This is a genomic window from Limimaricola hongkongensis DSM 17492 (genome assembly GCF_000600975.2).
Classification (GTDB): Bacteria; Pseudomonadota; Alphaproteobacteria; order Rhodobacterales; family Rhodobacteraceae; genus Limimaricola; species Limimaricola hongkongensis.
This window is the reverse complement of the sequence record NZ_KK088653.1, coordinates 668,199-684,222: the sequence shown is the minus strand read 5'-3', so window position 1 is coordinate 684,222 and position 16,024 is coordinate 668,199. Positions and strand designations below refer to the sequence as shown.

14 protein-coding genes and 1 pseudogene are annotated in these 16,024 nt (G+C 68.5%); 14 read left to right on the top strand and 1 reads right to left on the bottom strand.

What is annotated here, in order from left to right:
• Nucleotides 1-125: 125 nt before the first annotated feature.
• The 6 genes from tldD (at nucleotide 126) to LOKHON_RS13680 (ending at nucleotide 7,289) form a co-directional block, all read left to right on the top strand.
• A complete protein-coding gene (gene tldD, locus LOKHON_RS13705) occupies nucleotides 126-1,559 on the top strand; it encodes a metalloprotease TldD (protein WP_017927247.1) in 1,434 nt (477 codons plus the stop codon).
• A gap of 72 nt (nucleotides 1,560-1,631) precedes the next feature.
• Nucleotides 1,632-2,765, top strand: a complete 1,134-nt coding sequence (gene dprA, locus LOKHON_RS13700; RefSeq protein WP_081610537.1) for a DNA-processing protein DprA — start codon at nucleotides 1,632-1,634, stop codon at nucleotides 2,763-2,765.
• A 106-nt stretch (nucleotides 2,766-2,871) separates the two neighbouring features.
• Entirely contained in the window at nucleotides 2,872-5,595 is a 2,724-nt protein-coding gene (topA, locus tag LOKHON_RS13695; protein ID WP_017927245.1) for a type I DNA topoisomerase, read from the top strand.
• 95 nt (nucleotides 5,596-5,690) lie between these two features.
• Nucleotides 5,691-6,386 (top strand): CoA transferase subunit A, encoded by a 696-nt coding sequence (locus tag LOKHON_RS13690; protein WP_017927244.1) that lies wholly within the window; start codon nucleotides 5,691-5,693, stop codon nucleotides 6,384-6,386.
• A 2-nt stretch (nucleotides 6,387-6,388) separates the two neighbouring features.
• The gene (locus LOKHON_RS13685; protein ID WP_017927243.1) at nucleotides 6,389-7,015 is read left to right on the top strand and encodes a 3-oxoacid CoA-transferase subunit B; all 627 of its coding nucleotides are present in this window, start codon (nucleotides 6,389-6,391) and stop codon (nucleotides 7,013-7,015) included.
• 1 nt (nucleotide 7,016) lies between these two features.
• Nucleotides 7,017-7,289 carry a GNAT family N-acetyltransferase gene (locus tag LOKHON_RS13680; protein ID WP_245631480.1) on the top strand — a complete coding sequence of 91 codons (273 nt, stop codon included), beginning with the start codon at nucleotides 7,017-7,019 and terminating at the stop codon, nucleotides 7,287-7,289.
• Here LOKHON_RS13680 and LOKHON_RS13675 read toward each other — a convergent pair whose 3' ends face one another.
• Nucleotides 7,290-8,081, bottom strand: a complete 792-nt coding sequence (locus LOKHON_RS13675; protein ID WP_017927241.1) for a lytic transglycosylase domain-containing protein — start codon at nucleotides 8,079-8,081, stop codon at nucleotides 7,290-7,292. It lies immediately after the preceding gene.
• A 322-nt stretch (nucleotides 8,082-8,403) separates the two neighbouring features.
• Here LOKHON_RS13675 and LOKHON_RS13670 point away from each other — a divergent pair, with 322 nt between their 5' ends.
• From LOKHON_RS13670 to LOKHON_RS13635, 8 genes and pseudogenes are all read left to right on the top strand, one after another.
• Entirely contained in the window at nucleotides 8,404-8,598 is a 195-nt protein-coding gene (locus tag LOKHON_RS13670; RefSeq protein ID WP_017927240.1) for a hypothetical protein, read from the top strand.
• 200 nt (nucleotides 8,599-8,798) lie between these two features.
• Complete coding sequence (locus tag LOKHON_RS13665; protein WP_017927239.1) at nucleotides 8,799-8,993, top strand: hypothetical protein; 195 nt, start codon at nucleotides 8,799-8,801, stop codon at nucleotides 8,991-8,993.
• Between the two features lie 34 nt (nucleotides 8,994-9,027).
• Nucleotides 9,028-9,894: a Flp pilus assembly protein CpaB gene (gene cpaB, locus LOKHON_RS13660; protein ID WP_026147320.1), complete on the top strand. Its 867-nt coding sequence runs from the start codon at nucleotides 9,028-9,030 to the stop codon at nucleotides 9,892-9,894.
• A 156-nt stretch (nucleotides 9,895-10,050) separates the two neighbouring features.
• On the top strand, nucleotides 10,051-11,481 hold the full coding sequence (locus tag LOKHON_RS13655; protein WP_026147319.1) for a type II and III secretion system protein family protein: 1,431 nt from the start codon (nucleotides 10,051-10,053) through the stop codon (nucleotides 11,479-11,481).
• Nucleotides 11,482-11,494: 13 nt separating this feature from the next.
• On the top strand, nucleotides 11,495-12,148 hold the full coding sequence (locus tag LOKHON_RS13650; protein WP_017927236.1) for an OmpA family protein: 654 nt from the start codon (nucleotides 11,495-11,497) through the stop codon (nucleotides 12,146-12,148).
• A 190-nt stretch (nucleotides 12,149-12,338) separates the two neighbouring features.
• Nucleotides 12,339-13,586: a CpaE/TadZ family protein gene (locus LOKHON_RS13645; protein WP_017927235.1), complete on the top strand. Its 1,248-nt coding sequence runs from the start codon at nucleotides 12,339-12,341 to the stop codon at nucleotides 13,584-13,586.
• Between the two features lie 20 nt (nucleotides 13,587-13,606).
• Nucleotides 13,607-15,048 (top strand): annotated as a pseudogene (locus tag LOKHON_RS13640) (TadA family conjugal transfer-associated ATPase).
• A 4-nt stretch (nucleotides 15,049-15,052) separates the two neighbouring features.
• Complete coding sequence (locus LOKHON_RS13635; protein WP_017927233.1) at nucleotides 15,053-16,021, top strand: type II secretion system F family protein; 969 nt, start codon at nucleotides 15,053-15,055, stop codon at nucleotides 16,019-16,021.
• The last annotated feature ends 3 nt before the right edge of the window (nucleotides 16,022-16,024 follow it).

The following is a 16,024-nucleotide window of genomic DNA, read 5'->3' as shown; positions in this document are numbered from 1 at the left end:
GGCCCCCGCACGGGCGGAATCCCCTGTCGTCCGCGGCTCTATTCCCATAAACTGCCGCGCAGAACAAGCTGTCGGGTTGCGGCAAACGGACGCCCACCGGCGGCGCGGCATCCAAGGAACATCGCATGTCCTCATCGCAGGCTGAGCCCGCTTTCGATCCCTTTGCAACCCATCTCGACCGCGCGGGCGCGTTGCGGCAGCTGCGCGAGGCGGTGGCGGGGGCCGATGACGGCGAGCTGTTCATCGAGCGCCGCCGCTCTGAAGTGCTCGGATTCGACGACGGGCGGCTGAAGCACGCCAATTTCGACGCCGCCGAAGGTTTCGGCCTGCGCGCCGTGCGCGGCGAAACCTCGGGCTATGCGCATTCGACCACGATCGACGAGGCGGCGCTGAGGCGCGCCGTGGCCACCGCGCGCCTCGCCGTGGGCGATGGCGGCGGCAGTCTCGCCGACGCGCCCGCCCGCACCAATCGCCACCTTTACACCGACGCCGATCCGATCGCGGGCGCGGCCTTCGGGGTGAAGGTCGACCTGCTGCGCGAGATCGACGCTTTCGCCCGCGCGCTCGATCCCAAGGTGGTGCAGGTCACCGCCAGCCTCGCCGCCTCGCATCAGGAGGTGGCGATCCTGCGGCCCGAGGATGCGCTTTATACCGACATCCGGCCCATGGCGCGGATCTCGATCGGCGTCATCGTCGAAAAGGACGGCCGCCGCGAAAGCGGCCACATGGGCGGCGGCGGGCGCTTCGGGCTCGACGGGCTGATGGCGCGCGACCACTGGGAGCCGGTGGCGCGCGAGGCGCTGCGCATCGCGCTGGTGAACCTCGACGCCGAAGCCGCGCCCGCAGGTGTCATGGACGTGGTGCTGGGGCCGGGCTGGCCTGGCATCCTGCTGCACGAGGCGGTGGGGCACGGGCTCGAAGGCGATTTCAACCGCAAGGGATCCTCGGCCTTTTCCGGGCTGATGGGCAGCCAGGTCGCGGCCCGTGGCGTCACCGTGCTCGATGACGGCACGATTCCCGACCGGCGCGGCTCTCTTACCTTCGACGACGAAGGCACGCCGTCGAACCGCACCACGCTGATCGAGGACGGCAAGCTGGTGGGCTACATGCAGGACCGGCAGAACGCGCGGCTGATGGGCGTAACCCCCACCGGCAATGGCCGCCGCGAGAGCTTTGCACACACGCCGATGCCGCGCATGACCAATACCTACATGCTCGCGGGCAATGACGATCCCGAGGCGATGGTCGCCGATCTGAAGGACGGGATCTGGGCCGTGGGATTCGGCGGCGGGCAGGTCGACATCACCTCCGGCAAGTTCGTGTTCTCCTGCACCGAGGCCTACCGCGTGAAGAACGGCAAGATCGGCGCGCCGGTCAAGGGCGCGACGCTGATCGGCGACGGCGCGACCGCGCTGCAGAAGATCCGCGGCATCGGCAACGATCTCGCGCTCGATCCCGGTATCGGCAATTGCGGCAAGGCCGGGCAATGGGTGCCGGTCGGCGTGGGCCAGCCTTCGCTGATGATCGGCGGGCTGACGGTGGGCGGATCGGGCAGCTGACGCCACCCGCCATGGTTTACGCGCTGTTAACCGAGTCGCCCTAGACCTGATCGGGCAACAGGCGAGGCGCGGATGGCCCATAACCCGACTTCTTCCGCTCACCCCCCACTCCCACCCACCTCGGAAGAAGACACGCTGTCCCGCCTGCGCCTGTTGCGCTCGCGCCGGGTCGGCATCGTCACCTACTGGCGGCTGATGGCCGAACATGGCTCGGCCCGGGCCGCGCTCGATGCGCTGCCCGACATCGCCCGCGCCGCGGGGGTCGCCGATTACGCCCCCTGCCCGCCCGAGACGGCGCTTGCGGAAATGGACGCCGCCCGCGCCGTGGGCGCGCGGCTCCTGGCGCATGGCGACCCGCTCTATCCTGCCGATCTCGCCGCCCTGCCCGACGCGCCGCCGCTCTTGTGGCTGCGCGGGCGCACGGCGCATCTGCGCCGCCCGATGCTCGCCATGGTGGGCGCGCGCAACGCGTCCTCTCTGGGGCGTCGCATGGCGCGCAGGCTATCGGCGGACCTGTCCGATGCAGGCTGGGTGATCGTGTCGGGGCTCGCGCGCGGCATCGACACGCAGGCGCATGAGGCCGCGCTTGGCGGCGGCACCATCGCGGTGACGGCGGGTGGCGTCGACATCCCCTACCCGCCCGAAAACGCCGATCTGGCGGCGCGGATCGCCCGCGACGGGCTGATCCTGTCCGAACAGCCCGTGGGGCTCGCGCCGCAGGGCCGCCATTTCCCCGCCCGCAACCGCATCGTGGCGGGATTGTCGCGCGCGGTGCTCGTGGTCGAGGCGGCAGCGCGGTCGGGCAGCCTGATCACGGCCCGCGCCGGGCTCGAAGCGGGGCGCGAGGTGATGGCGGTGCCGGGCCACCCGTTCGATGCCCGCGCGGGCGGCTGCAACATGCTGATCCGCGACGGCGCGGCGCTGGTGCGTGGCGCGTCCGACGTGCTCGACCTGATCGGCGGGACCGCGACCGATGCGCCGCCGCCCCGGGCCGCCACGCCCCCGGCGGCGGACGACGGGCTTTCGGGCCGCATCCTCGCCGCCCTGTCCGCCGCACCCGTGGCCGAAGACCAGCTTGTCCGCGATCTCGGGCATCCGGCGGCGCAGGTGGCGCAGGCGCTGGTGGATCTCGAACTCGACGGCCGGGTCGGGCGGCAGCCCGGCGGGCTTTTGGTGCGGTGCGACATGGAGCGGGCGCCGCACTGATCCGGCCCGGAACCGGGCGGGGCGGCAGAGGGCGCATTGACATTGCAGCAGGCGCCGCCACATGTTGCCCGCCCAAAGCGCCACTCCCCTGTCCCGAGGATTCCCCATGCCCGTCGTCGTCGTCGAATCTCCGGCCAAGGCCAAGACGATCAATACTTATCTCGGGTCGGGCTACACCGTCCTCGCCTCCTATGGCCACGTGCGCGACCTGCCGCCCAAGGACGGGTCGGTCGATACCGAGAACGATTTCGAGATGCGCTGGGAGGTCGGTACGGATTCGCGCAAGCACGTCAAAGCCATCGCCGACGCGCTCAAGGACGACCCGAACCTGATCCTCGCCACCGACCCCGATCGCGAGGGCGAGGCGATCTCGTGGCACCTTCAGGAGGCGCTGACCAAGCGCCGCGTGCTCAAGAAGGACACGCCCGTCTCCCGCGTCGTGTTCAACGCCATCACCAAGAAGGCCGTGACCGAAGCGATGCAGAACCCGCGCGAGGTCGACGCGCCGCTGGTCCATGCCTATCTGGCCCGCCGCGCGCTCGACTACCTCGTGGGCTTCAACCTCTCGCCCGTGCTGTGGCGCAAGCTGCCCGGCGCGAAATCGGCGGGTCGTGTGCAATCCGTCTGCCTGCGGCTCATCGTCGAGCGCGAGATGGAAATCGAGGCCTTCGATCCGCGCGAATACTGGAGCGTGAAGGCACAGCTCACCACCCCGCGCGGGCAGGAGTTCGAGGCACGGCTCACCGTGCTCGCGGGCAAGAAGCTCGACCGTTTCGATTTGTCCGACCGCACCCAGGCCGAGATGGCGGTGCAGGCCGTGGCCGCGCGCGATCTCTCAGTCGCCTCGGTCGAGGCCAAGCCCGCGAGCCGCAACCCTTCGGCTCCGTTCATGACCTCGACCCTGCAGCAGGAGGCCAGCCGCAAGTTCGGCATGGGCGCGCGCGCCACCATGTCGGCGGCACAGCGGCTCTACGAGGCGGGTCACATCACCTACATGCGAACCGACGGCATCGACATGGCGCCCGAGGCGGTGATGGCCGCGCGCGACGAGATCAAGTCGCGCTACGGCGAGGACTACGTCCCGAAATCGCCGCGCATGTACAAGAACAAGGCCAAGAACGCGCAGGAAGCGCACGAGTGCATCCGGCCCACCGACATGTCGCGCGATGCGGGCAAGCTGGCGCGGTTGGAGCCCGAGCAGCGCAAGCTCTACGACCTGATCTGGAAGCGCACGCTGGCCTGCCAGATGGAAGCCGCGCGGATGGAGCGCACCACCGTCGACATCGCCAGCCGCGACGAACAGGTCGTGCTGCGCGCCACCGGCCAGGTCGTGCTCTTCGACGGTTTTCTCAAGGTTTATGAAGAGGGCCGCGACGACGTCGAAAGCGACGACGACCGCCGCCTGCCGCAGATCCATCAGGGCGAGCCCGCGAAATTCGCAGGCGGCGCGCTGAAAGGCGCCTTCGCCAAGGCGACCGAGGAAAACAAGGACGCCGCCGTGCTCGGCGGACCCGAGGCCGTGCTGGCGCTCCAGCACCACACCCAGCCGCCGCCGCGCTATACCGAAGCCACGCTGGTGAAACGGATGGAAGAGCTCGGCATCGGCCGCCCCTCGACCTATGCCAGCGTCATCGGCACGATCCAGGACCGCGACTACGTCGCCAAGGACAAGAACCGGCTGATCCCGCAGGACAAGGGCCGGATCGTCACGATCTTCCTGCTCAACTTCTTCAAGCGCTACGTGGAGTACGACTTCACCGCCGGGCTCGAAGAGCAGCTCGACGACGTCTCGGCGGGCAAGGCCGATTACAAGGAGCTGCTCGCGCGGTTCTGGCGCGATTTCTCGGCCGCCATCGCCGAAACCTCCGAGCTTCGGATCACCGAGGTGCTCGACGTGCTCGACGAGGCGCTGGCACCGCAGCTCTACCCGCCGCGCGAGGATGGCACCGATCCGCGCCAGTGCCCGCAATGCGGCACCGGCCAGCTGCATCTGAAGACCTCGCGCACCGGCGGCTTCGTCGGCTGTGGCAACTATCCCGAATGCCGCTACACGCGGCCCATCGGCGGCGACGGTGCCGAGACCGGCGCCGACAAGGTGCTTGGCGAGGATGGCGGCGACGACATCTGGCTCAAGACCGGGCGCTTTGGCCCTTATGTGCAGCGCGGCGAGCCGACCGAGGACGCGCCCAAGCCGCCGCGCGCCTCGCTGCCCAAGGGCTGGCAGATGGATGCCATGGATCTCGACAAGGCACTGACGCTGCTGTCGTTGCCGCGCTTCGTCGGCAATCACCCCGAGGATGGCGAGCCGGTCGAGGCCGGGCTGGGCCGCTTCGGCCCCTTCGTCAAGCACGGCAAGCTCTATGCCAACCTCAAGGAGGTCGACGAGGTCTTCGAGATCGGCATGAACCGCGCCGTCGAAGTGCTGGCGCAAAAGGCCGCGGGCCGCGCCGGGCGCGGAGCGGCGGCGAAGGCGCTCAAGGAGCTGGGCGAGCATCCCTCGGGCGGTGCGATCTCGGTGATGCCGGGGCGCTACGGGCCTTACGTGAAGTGGGAAAAGGTCAACGCGACCCTGCCCAAGGACGTGGAGCCCGAGGCGGTGACGCTCGAGCAGGCGATCGCGCTCGTGGATGAAAAGGCGGCCAAGGGCGGCAAGAAGAAGGCCCCGGCCAAGAAGGCGGCGGCGAAGAAGCCCGCTGCGAAAAAGGCCACCGCCACCAAGACGACCGCCGCGAAGAAGACCGCGACCAAGAAGGCCACGACCGCCAAGAAAGCCCCCGCGAAGAAGACGGCGGCGAAGAAGGCCGAGGCGCCCGACGAGGCCGCGGAGTAAGCAGGACGCCGCGCCGCCCGCTGCGGCGCGGCATCCGCATTGACTTCGCGCCCGCCCGGCGCAAGTCTCGCCCCCGAGACAACAGGGGGAGACGCATGAAAAAGATCTATCCGGACGCGGACGCCGCGCTCGACGGGCTTTTGTCCGACGGGATGCTGATTGCCGCCGGGGGCTTTGGCCTTTGCGGCATTCCCGAGCTGCTGATCGCCGCCATCCGCGATGCGGGCGTCAAGGATCTCACCTTCGCCTCGAACAATGCCGGCGTCGATGATTTCGGGCTCGGCCAGCTTCTGCAGACCCGGCAGGTGAGGAAGATGATCTCGTCCTATGTGGGCGAGAACGCCGAATTCATGCGCCAGTATCTCTCTGGCGAGCTGGAACTTGAATTCGCGCCGCAGGGCACGCTCGCCGAGCGGATGCGCGCCGGCGGATCGGGCATTCCGGGCTTCTACACCAAGACCGGCGTCGGCACGAAAGTGGCCGAGGGCAAGGAAGAGAAGGTTTTCGACGGCGAGACCTACATCCTCGAACGAGGCATCGTCGCCGATCTGTCGATCGTCAAGGCATGGAAGGCCGACGAGACCGGCAACCTGATCTTCCGCAAGACCGCGCGCAACTTCAACCCGCCCGCCGCGATGGCCGGCCGGATCTGCGTCGCCGAGGTCGAGGAAATCGTGCCGGCCGGCACGCTCGATCCCGATCACATCCACCTGCCCGGCATCTACGTGCACAGGCTGATCAAGGGCGAACACGAAAAGCGCATCGAACAGCGCACCATCAGGGAGGCTTGATCATGGCGTGGGACCGCAAGCAGATGGCGGCGCGCGCCGCGCAGGAGCTCGAGGACGGCACCTATGTCAATCTCGGCATCGGCATTCCGACGCTCGTGCCGAACTACATCCCCGACGGCGTGCACGTGACGCTCCAGTCCGAGAACGGCATGCTCGGCATGGGCCCCTTCCCGACCGAGGAGGAGATCGACCCTGATCTCATCAACGCCGGCAAGCAGACCATCACCGAGCTGCCGCACACCGCCTATTTCGACAGCGCGACCTCGTTCGGCATGATCCGCGGCGGCAAGATCGCCATGGCGATCCTGGGCGCGATGGAGGTGGCCGAGAACGGCGATCTGGCGAACTGGATGATCCCCGGCAAGCTCGTGAAGGGGATGGGCGGCGCGATGGACCTCGTCGCGGGCGTGGGCCGCGTGGTGGTGGTGATGGATCACACCAACAAGGCGGGCGAATCGAAGCTGCTGAAATCCTGCACGCTGCCATTGACCGGCACGGGCGTGGTCGACCGGGTGATCACCGGGCTCGGCGTGCTCGACGTGGTCGAGGGCGGGCTTCGGATCGTCGAATGCGCTCCGGGCGTGACCGAGGACGAGATCCGCGCCGCGACGGAGGCCACGATTGTCTGAGGTGACGCGCGAAGGCGGCCCCGACCGGGGCCGCTATGTTCTCGATCTCGGCGACGGCGCACAGGCCGAGCTGACATGGGTGGCGCAAGGCGACACCCGCGTCGCCACCCATACCGGCGTGCCACGCGCGCATGAGGGGCGCGGCCATGCGAGCGCCCTCGTGGCCGCGATGGTCGAGGATGCGAAGGCCGAAGGTTTTCGCATCGTGCCCGCCTGCTCCTATGTCGCGGTCTGGGCGCGGCGGCATCCCGGCACGGCCACGCATTTCGCCTGATCAGAGGCGGCCGACCGAAAACGCGCAGCCATCGCTGACCAGCACCGGCGGCGTCAGGCACAACCCGCGCGCCACGGTCCAGGCGAGAAGCACCTTGGGCACATAGGCGCGCGTCTCGGTATAGGGCGGCACGCCCGCATGATCGCGCACCGATCCCTCGCCCGCGTTGTAGCCCGCGAGCGCGAGGATCGGGTCGCGGTCGAAATGCCCCAGCAACCAGTCGAGATAGGCGATGCCGCCGCGGATATTGTCCGGCGCGAGGCTGCGGTCGCGCACGCCGAACCGCGCCGCCGTGGCGGGCATCAGCTGCATCAGCCCCTGCGCCCCCGCCGAGCTGACCGCGTCGGCGCGGCCCGCGCTTTCCACCGAGATCACCGCCAGCGCCAGCGCGGGCGACACCCGCGTGCCGATGGTGGCGCGCATGATGTCGGGCCCGTGTCGCCGGGCAATGTCCTGCATCAGCTGCAGGCGCGGCGTGCGCAGCGCGCCCGGCGGCGCATCGCGCAGCGCCGCCAGCGCCGGCTCCAGCCGTCCGGGCAACGCCGCGTCCAGCCGGGGCGACACGGCGCCCCAGAACCATGCCGCTTCCGATATGCTCCGCGGCCCGGAATCACCTCCATGGCCGGATGCCGCGGCGGCGGGCTTGCCCGGCAGGCCCGCTGCGAGCGGCGCGATCTGCACCGTGATCCGGCGTTCGCCGGGCTTGGGCACGGCGATGCGGCGAAAGGTGAAATCGGCCTCCGCGGTCTCGGCCGGCACCGGGCCCGCCGCCGCGAATCCCAGCCCGGCCATGACGGCGACCGGAAGTAACCTTTTGCCAACCCGCATCTGCCGCGCCCCGTGGTGCCGTGATTCCCGCGCCAGCCTAGCGTTCCGAAACCGGCAACGATGCCCGGAAAGAACAGGGATTTCGCGCTTGATGAAAATTGGACACGACCTTTCGTATAGTTCCCGTCCCGCCATGCTGTGAAAAGGCGCCAAGAGAGCCAAATTCCCGCCCCAATCCAAAGGCCATATAGGGTCATCCACTGCGGTGATCGGGTCCGAGCCTGACCGACACGAGACGATCCGCACGGGTAAAGAATGTAGCCATTGCCCCGAGGAGGGATCTCACATGCTCAACTTCTTCAAGAAATTCGCCAATGACGAAGCTGGTGCGGTCACCGTGGACTGGGTCGTCCTGACCGCCGCCATCGTCGGCCTCGGCGTCGCGATCCTGGCGCAGGTTACCGGCGAAGCCAAGACGCTGGCCGAGGGCATCAACACCAACCTCGACACCCAGATCACCAACCAATCGACCGGTTACTGATGCCCATCCCGGCCGCGCTGGCCGGGTGTGACAGGCGCAAGGGGTCGCATCCGTGGTGCGGCCCCTTCGCACGCGCCCAAGGCCGGGGACGTTGCCCCGCCAGCACCCCCGAATGCCCATCGGGCCGCCACAATCCCTGGCCATTCTCGGCCTTGCGTCGATCGGGACGGCAGGGCTCCTGAACACCGGGTGGCACGGATATGAGCATTTTTTTCAAAGCTTTCGCAAATGAAGACGAAGGGGCCGTCACCATCGACTGGGTGGTGCTAACCGCCGCGCTTGTCGGGCTCACGATTTCGGCCATGGCGCTGTTCGTCTCGGCCGCTGGCACGCCGGAAGAAGCCTATCACACCAACATGAACGCGGCCGTGACCTTTGTCGGCACACTGAACTAGCGGCCATGCGCCCTGCCCCGGAAGGAGACTGGAAATGAGAGCGGTATTCGGACTGGTCCTCGCGATGGGCCTCGGGCTGGCGGGTTTCGCGGTCTACATGGTCAAGGGGTATTTCGACCAGCAGGAGGCCGCGCTCGCCGCCGAACGCGCGGCGGCGTCGCAGCGCATGCCGACGGTCGAGGTGGTCGGCGTGAAGACCGCCCTGCCTTACGGCGCCATCATCACCCGCGACGATCTCAAGCCGATCCAGTACGCCGAGGCGTTCCTGCCCGAGGGCACCTTCCCCGATCTCGCCGCTTTATTCCCCGAAGGCGAGGACGTGCCGCGCATCGTGCTGCGCCAGATGGAACCCAACGAGCCGGTCCTGGCCGCGAAGATCACCGCGCCGGGCGGCGATGCGGGCATCAGCAGCCGGCTCGATGCCGGGATGCGCGCCTTCGCCATCAACGTCAACGCCTCCAGCGGTGTCTCGGGCTTCCTGCGGCCGGGCGACCGGGTGGATGTCTACTGGACCGGTTCGACCGGGTCGGGCGGTGACGGGCGCGAGGTCACCAAGCTGATCGAGACCGGGCTGGAACTGGTCGGCGTCGACCAGACCGCCGACAAGGGCCGGACCGAAGCCATGATCGCCCGCACCGTCACCGTGCAGGCCACGCCGCAGCAGGTCGCCAAGCTGGCGCAGGCGCAATCCACCGGCACGCTGGCGCTGTCGCTGGTCGGGCTGCGCGACGACATCGTCGCCGAAACGGTCGAGATCGACCAGCGCGGCCTGCTCGGCATCGTCGAGGAAGAGGCCGTGCCGCAGGTCGCGCAAGCTCCTGCCCCGGCCCCCGAGGTCTGCACCGTGCGCACCCGCCGCGGCGCCGAGGTGGTCGAGATCGCGATTCCCTGCACCAATTGATCCAGCGACGGGTGGCGCGTCCGGCCTGTGGCCGGGCGCCCACAGCACCGCGCGGGCCGGGTGGCGCGCGTTGCAATGCCGCCCCCCCTCGGGCAGGCTCGGCGCGGACGGGGCGCGACCAAGACCCCGATGCACGACCTGCAGCGAGGCGGCCAGATGAGCATCCGACACACCCTTCGAGCCGGCATGGCCGGTCTCGCGCTGAGCATGGCCGGGCTCGCCCTGCCGGGCGGCGCGCAGGCCGAAGTGCTGCAGGTGCGGGCCGGATCGCCCACGCGGGCGCTTCAGGTGCCGATGAACCGCGCCGTGGTGGTCGAAAGCGACGTCGCCTTCACCGAATTGTCGATCGCCAATCCCGGCATCGCCGACATCTCCTCGCTCACCGATCGCACCATCTATGTGCTGGGCAAGGCGCCGGGCCGCACCACGCTTACCGTGCTGGGCGAAAACGGGCGGCTCATCACCAATGTCGAGGTGCATGTCACCCCCGACATCGCCGAGTTCAAGGAGCGGCTCGAACAGATCCTGCCCGGCGAGCCGATCGAGGTGCGCACCGCCAATGATGGCATCGTCCTGTCCGGCGTTGTCAGTTCGATCGCCAAGCTCGACCGCGCGATGGAGCTGGCGCAGCGCTATGCCCCCGACCGCATCTCGAACCTGATGAGCGTCGGCGGCACCCAGCAGGTGATGCTCAAGGTCCGCTTCGCCGAAATGCAGCGATCGGTCAGCAAATCGCTTTCGGCCTCTCTGGGCGCGCGCGGCACCGCGCTGGGCGAGGATCTCGGTCTTTCGATCGGGACCAACGCGCTGAACAACGCCGGCGCGCTCGGCGCGGCGCTGGGCGGCGCGCTGCCCTCCACCAGCACCTCCAACGCCTCGACGCTGTTCGGCTTCAACGCCGGCGGGGTCGAGGTCGGGCTGCTGCTCGAGGCGCTGGAAAGCCGCGGCGTGGTGCGCACGCTGGCCGAGCCCAACCTCACCGCCCTGTCGGGACAGGAAGCGAATTTCCTTGCCGGGGGCGAATATCCCGTTCCGGTGAACCAGGACGACGGCACCATCACCGTCGAGTACAAGCCCTTCGGCGTGGAGATGAACTTCATCCCGCGCGTGATCGAGGGCGATCTCGTGAATCTCGAACTCAAGGCCGCGGTCAGCTCGATCGACTCGACCAACGGCTTTACCTCGAACGGCTTCACCATCGACGCCTTCCGCCGCCGCGAAACCTCCACCACCGTGGAAATGCGCGACGGCGAAAGCTTTGCCATCGCGGGGCTTCTCTCGGATGATTTCCGCGATCTCAGCGGGCAGGTGCCGTGGCTTGGCGACATCCCGGTGCTGGGCGCGCTGTTCCGCTCGGCCGAATACAGCCGCGAACAGACCGAGCTGGTGATCATCATCACGCCGCATCTGGTCACGCCGACGCGCGGCGAAACGCTGGCCCTGCCGACCGACCGCGTGCGCCCGCCCTCCGAGCGCGAATTGTTCCTGTTCGGTCGCGTCGCCGCCGACCGCGCGCCGCAGACCGGCGGCGCCAGCGAAGTCGCGCGGCAGGATTTCTCGGGCTCCTACGGCTATGTGCTTGACTGAACGGAGACCCGCGATGCGCCGCGTCCTGACCGCCTTTGGCTGTGCCCTTTCCCTCGCGGCCTGCACCGCGCCGCCGGGCTTCGATGAAGAGGCGGGCCGCGCCGGGGCGGGCTTTGGCGCCGCCACGAGCGCCAACATGATCGCCCATAGCCGCGCCGCCGAGGGGCTGCGCGTGGACCTCGCGCGCCGCTTTGCCGCCGAGGTCGACACCACGATCAACTTCGCCTTCGATTCCGCCGTGCTCGACGCCGCCGCGCGCGCCACGCTGCACCGGCAGGCCGACTGGATCCGGCGCCGTCCCGAGTTGCGGTTCCGGGTCTACGGCCACACCGATCTCGTGGGGCCGCCCGCCTATAACGAGGCGCTCGGCCTGCGCCGCGCCCGCGCCGCGGTGGCCTATCTCGTGTCGCAGGGGCTCGATGCCGCGCGGCTCGAAGCGGTGGCCTCCTTTGGCGAAACCCGGCCGCTGGTCGCCACGGGCGGGCCCGAACGCGCCAACCGACGCACCGTGACCGAGGTGTCGGGCTTCGTGCGCGGCCATCCCAACCTGCTCAACGGCAAATACGCCGCCGTGGTGTTCGAGGGATACGTGGAAAGCGCCGCCGTGCCCTCCACCTTCGCGCAGGGCGGTTCGGGCGGCGACGGGGCGGCGGCGGCCACGCCCTGACGGCGGCCATGGCGACCAAACCCGACACGGGATCGTTGCCGCTGCTCCAACAATTACAGTTTTTCAGCCCCATTGCAGCCATCATTGCCACGCATGACTGCTACCAAGGGGGTGGTGGCATCCGGGTCGTGTCCCGGCCCGTGCCGCTTGCCCCGGCGGCCCCTCCCGCAGCGACGAAGGATACGACGGAATGAGCAGCTCGGCCCCTCTGCAACCCGAACCTCAGCCGATCACGGCCTGCACGATCAGCCGCGATGTGCAGCTGTTCGATTTGCTGATCGAGGACATGGAGGCCGCGATGGGCGAGAACTGGGGCGATCTCGGCTTTGCCGACGCCCTGGCCTTTCTCGAACAGCCCGAGGCCGACGACCTGGAATTCGTCGCCGTCGCGCTGAGCAAGGAAGACGAACCGCAGCTGCCGCTGATCGCCGACATCATCGCCCATGCCAAGCGGCGCGACATCAAGGTGGTGCTGATCGCCGACGAGGTGAGCCCCGCGGCGCTGCACCAGCTTCTGCGCGAGGGCGGCGACGAATTCGTGCCCTACCCGCTGCCCGAGGGCGAGCTGGCACAGGCGATCGCACGGCTGCGCGCCGGAGGCGGCCCGATCCTGCCTGAAGCCGAGGCCGAACCCGCCGCCCCGCGCGCCGCCAACGACCGCTCCGGCGTGGTGATCCCCGTGCAGGGCCTCGCGGGAGGGAGCGGCGCCACGACGCTCGCGGTCAACCTCGCCTGGGAGCTGGCCAATATCGACCGCAAGGCGCCGCCGCGGGTCTGCCTGATCGATCTCGACCTGCAATTCGGCTCGACCGCGACCTATCTCGACCTGCCCCGCCGCGAGGCGGTGCTGGAAATCCTGAGCGACACCGCCAGCGCCGACAGCGAAAGCCTGCTCGCCGCGATGATGCTGCACAAGGAGCGGCTGCATGTGCTGACCTCGCCCGCCGAACTGGTGCCGCTCGACCTCGTCGGTCCCGATGACGTGGCGCGGTTGATCGAGATGGCGCGGGTCAATTTCGACTACGTGGTCATCGACATGCCCTCGAACATGGTCGACTGGTCGGAAACGGTGCTGCAGGCCGCGCATGTCTATCTTGCCACGCTCGAACTGGACATGCGTTCCGCGCAGAACACGATGCGGCTCAAGCGGGCGCTGCAATCCGAGGAGCTGCCCTTCGAAAAGCTGCGCTTCGTGCTCAACCGCGCGCCGGGTTTCACCGATCTTTCGGGCAAGAGCCGGGCCCGGCGCCTGGCCGATTCGCTCGGTATCTCGATCGAGATCCAGCTGCCCGATGGCGGCCGCGCGGTGACGCAGAGCGCCGATCACGGCACGCCGCTGGCCGAAGGCGCGGCCAAGAGCCCGCTGCGCCGCGAGATCGCGAAGCTCGCCCGCTCGGTCCACAAGGTCAACACCGCCGACGCCAAGGCCAAGGCCTGAGCCGCAGGAGAAAACGCGCCATGTTCTCGAAGTTCAGGAAGACCGAGCCCGGCCAGACCGCCGCCCCCGCGGCCCCGCAATCCGCGCGTCCGGCCGCCGCGCTGCCGGCCCGGCCAAGCGGCGCGCCGCGCCCGGCGAACCGTTGCGCCGCGCCGCCGAAGCGACCCCCGCCGACAAGGAACGCCGCCGCAAGGAACGGCTCGCCGAGATCAAGCTCGAGGTTCACAAGGCGCTGCTCGACACGCTCAACCTCGCCGCGCTCGAAAAGGCCAGCGAGCAGGAGCTGCGCAACGAGATCAACGCCATCGCGGGCGAAACGCTGGAAACCATGGGCCTTGCGCTCAACCGCGACGAACGGGCCGCGCTCAACCAGGATCTCTATTTCGAGGTCACCGGCCTCGGCCCGCTGGAAACGCTGCTCAAGGATGACAGCGTCAACGACATCCTCGTCAACGGCCCGCACCAGATCTTCGTGGAGCGCGATGGCCGGCTGCAGCTCACCGACATCACCTTCAAGGACGAGCGTCACCTGCTCAGGATCATCGACAAGATCGTCTCCGCCGTGGGCCGCCGCGTCGACGAATCAAACCCATACGTGGACGCCCGTCTCGCCGACGGCTCGCGCTTCAACGCCATGGTCGGGCCGATCGCGGTGGATGGCAGCCTCGTGTCGATCCGCAAGTTCAAGAAGGACAAGCTCGGCATCGAGGACCTGATCCGTTTCGGGGCGATGACCGAGGAAATGGCCGCCTATCTCGAAGCGGCGGTGGCGACCCGGCTCAACATCATCGTCTCGGGCGGCACAGGCTCGGGCAAGACCACGACGCTCAACGCGCTGTCATCCTTCATCGACGACAACGAACGCATCCTGACGATCGAGGACACGGCGGAGCTTCAGCTGCAGCAGACCCATGTGGGCCGGATGGAAAGCCGCCCCGCCAATGTCGAGGGCCGCGGCGCGGTCAGCCAGCGCGACTGTCTCAAGAACGCGCTGCGGATGCGGCCCGACCGGATCATCGTCGGCGAAACGCGCGGCGAGGAGGTGATCGACATGCTGCAGGCGATGAACACCGGCCATGACGGCTCGATGACCACGATCCACGCCAACTCGGCCCGCGACGGCATCTCGCGTCTCGAGAACATGATCGCCATGGCCGGGATCGAGATGCCGATCAAGGCGGTGCGCAGCCAGATCTCGAGCGCGGTCAATCTGATCGTGCAGGCCTCGCGCCTGCAGGACGGCTCGCGCCGGATGACCTCGATCACCGAGATCACCGGCATGGAGGGCGACGTGATCTCCATGCAGGAGGTGTTCCGCTACCGCCGCGTCGGGCTCACCCCCGACAACAAGATCATCGGGCATTTCACCGCGACCGGCGTGCGCTCGCACTTCTCCGAACGGTTCCGGCTCTGGGGCTACGACCTGCCGGCGAAGATCTTCGAACCCATGGCGGCGGAGTGACACCATGAACCTGAGCGCGGAACCGATCATCTACGGCCTCGTCTTCATCGCCGTCCTCGTGCTGGTCGAGGGGCTGTACCTCACCGTCTTCGGCCGCTCGATCAGCCTCAACAACCGGGTCAACCGGCGGCTGACTCTTCTGGAAAAGGGCGGGCGCCGCGAAGAGGTGCTCGACCAGCTGCGCAAGGAGATGAACCAGCATCTCAAGTCGCGCCGCGTGCCGCTCTACTCGATCCTCGCGCACAAGGCGCAGCGCGCCAACATCGCCTTCACGCCGCACCAGCTGGTGATGCTCATGGCCGGTCTGGGGCTGGTGGCCTTCGTCGGCCTGTCCTTCGGCACGGCGGCCAGCCTGCCGATCCGCATCGCGGTCGGCGCGGCGATGGGGGTGGGCGGCGTCTATGTCTGGGTCAACCACAAGGCCAAGAAGCGGATCGACATGATCGAGGCGCAGCTGCCCGAGGCGATCGAGCTGATGGTGCGTTCGCTGCGCGTGGGCCATCCGTTTTCATCGGCCATCGGCATCGTCGCGCGCGAGGTGCCCGATCCGCTCGGCTCGGAGATGGGCATGATCGCCGACGAGGCCGCCTATGGCCGCGACATGAGCGAAAGCCTCAAGATCATGGCCGAGCGGCTCGACATGCAAGATCTGCGCTTTCTCGCGGTGGCGGTGACGATCCAGCGGCAGGCGGGCGGCAATCTCGCCGAGATCCTCGACGGTCTCGCCAAGGTGGTGCGCGCCCGGTTCAGGCTGTTCCGAAGGGTCAAGGCGATCACCGCCGAGGCGAAGTGGTCGGGCATGTTCCTGTCGGGCTTTCCGCTCGCCGCGCTGGCCGGGATCAACCTGATGGAGCCCGACTACTATGCCAAGGTCAGCGGCACGGCGGTGTTCGTCCCGGCCTGTTTCGTCGTCGCGGGCTTTCTGATCGTGAACGTCATCGTCATGCGCGCCCTCGTCAACATCAAGGTCTGAGCC

Coding starts and splice junctions, on each gene's coding strand:
- LOKHON_RS13645 (WP_017927235.1), top strand. CDS start 12,339: ATGAGCAGCTCGGCCCCTCTGCAACCCGAACCTCAGCCGATCACGGCC.
- LOKHON_RS13655 (WP_026147319.1), top strand. CDS start 10,051: ATGAGCATCCGACACACCCTTCGAGCCGGCATGGCCGGTCTCGCGCTG.
- LOKHON_RS13635 (WP_017927233.1), top strand. CDS start 15,053: ATGAACCTGAGCGCGGAACCGATCATCTACGGCCTCGTCTTCATCGCC.
- LOKHON_RS13690 (WP_017927244.1), top strand. CDS start 5,691: ATGAAAAAGATCTATCCGGACGCGGACGCCGCGCTCGACGGGCTTTTG.
- topA (WP_017927245.1), top strand. CDS start 2,872: ATGCCCGTCGTCGTCGTCGAATCTCCGGCCAAGGCCAAGACGATCAAT.
- LOKHON_RS13650 (WP_017927236.1), top strand. CDS start 11,495: ATGCGCCGCGTCCTGACCGCCTTTGGCTGTGCCCTTTCCCTCGCGGCC.
- cpaB (WP_026147320.1), top strand. CDS start 9,028: ATGAGAGCGGTATTCGGACTGGTCCTCGCGATGGGCCTCGGGCTGGCG.
- LOKHON_RS13685 (WP_017927243.1), top strand. CDS start 6,389: ATGGCGTGGGACCGCAAGCAGATGGCGGCGCGCGCCGCGCAGGAGCTC.
- dprA (WP_081610537.1), top strand. CDS start 1,632: ATGGCCCATAACCCGACTTCTTCCGCTCACCCCCCACTCCCACCCACC.
- LOKHON_RS13665 (WP_017927239.1), top strand. CDS start 8,799: ATGAGCATTTTTTTCAAAGCTTTCGCAAATGAAGACGAAGGGGCCGTC.
- tldD (WP_017927247.1), top strand. CDS start 126: ATGTCCTCATCGCAGGCTGAGCCCGCTTTCGATCCCTTTGCAACCCAT.
- LOKHON_RS13675 (WP_017927241.1), bottom strand. CDS start 8,081: ATGGCCGGGCTGGGATTCGCGGCGGCGGGCCCGGTGCCGGCCGAGACC.
- LOKHON_RS13670 (WP_017927240.1), top strand. CDS start 8,404: ATGCTCAACTTCTTCAAGAAATTCGCCAATGACGAAGCTGGTGCGGTC.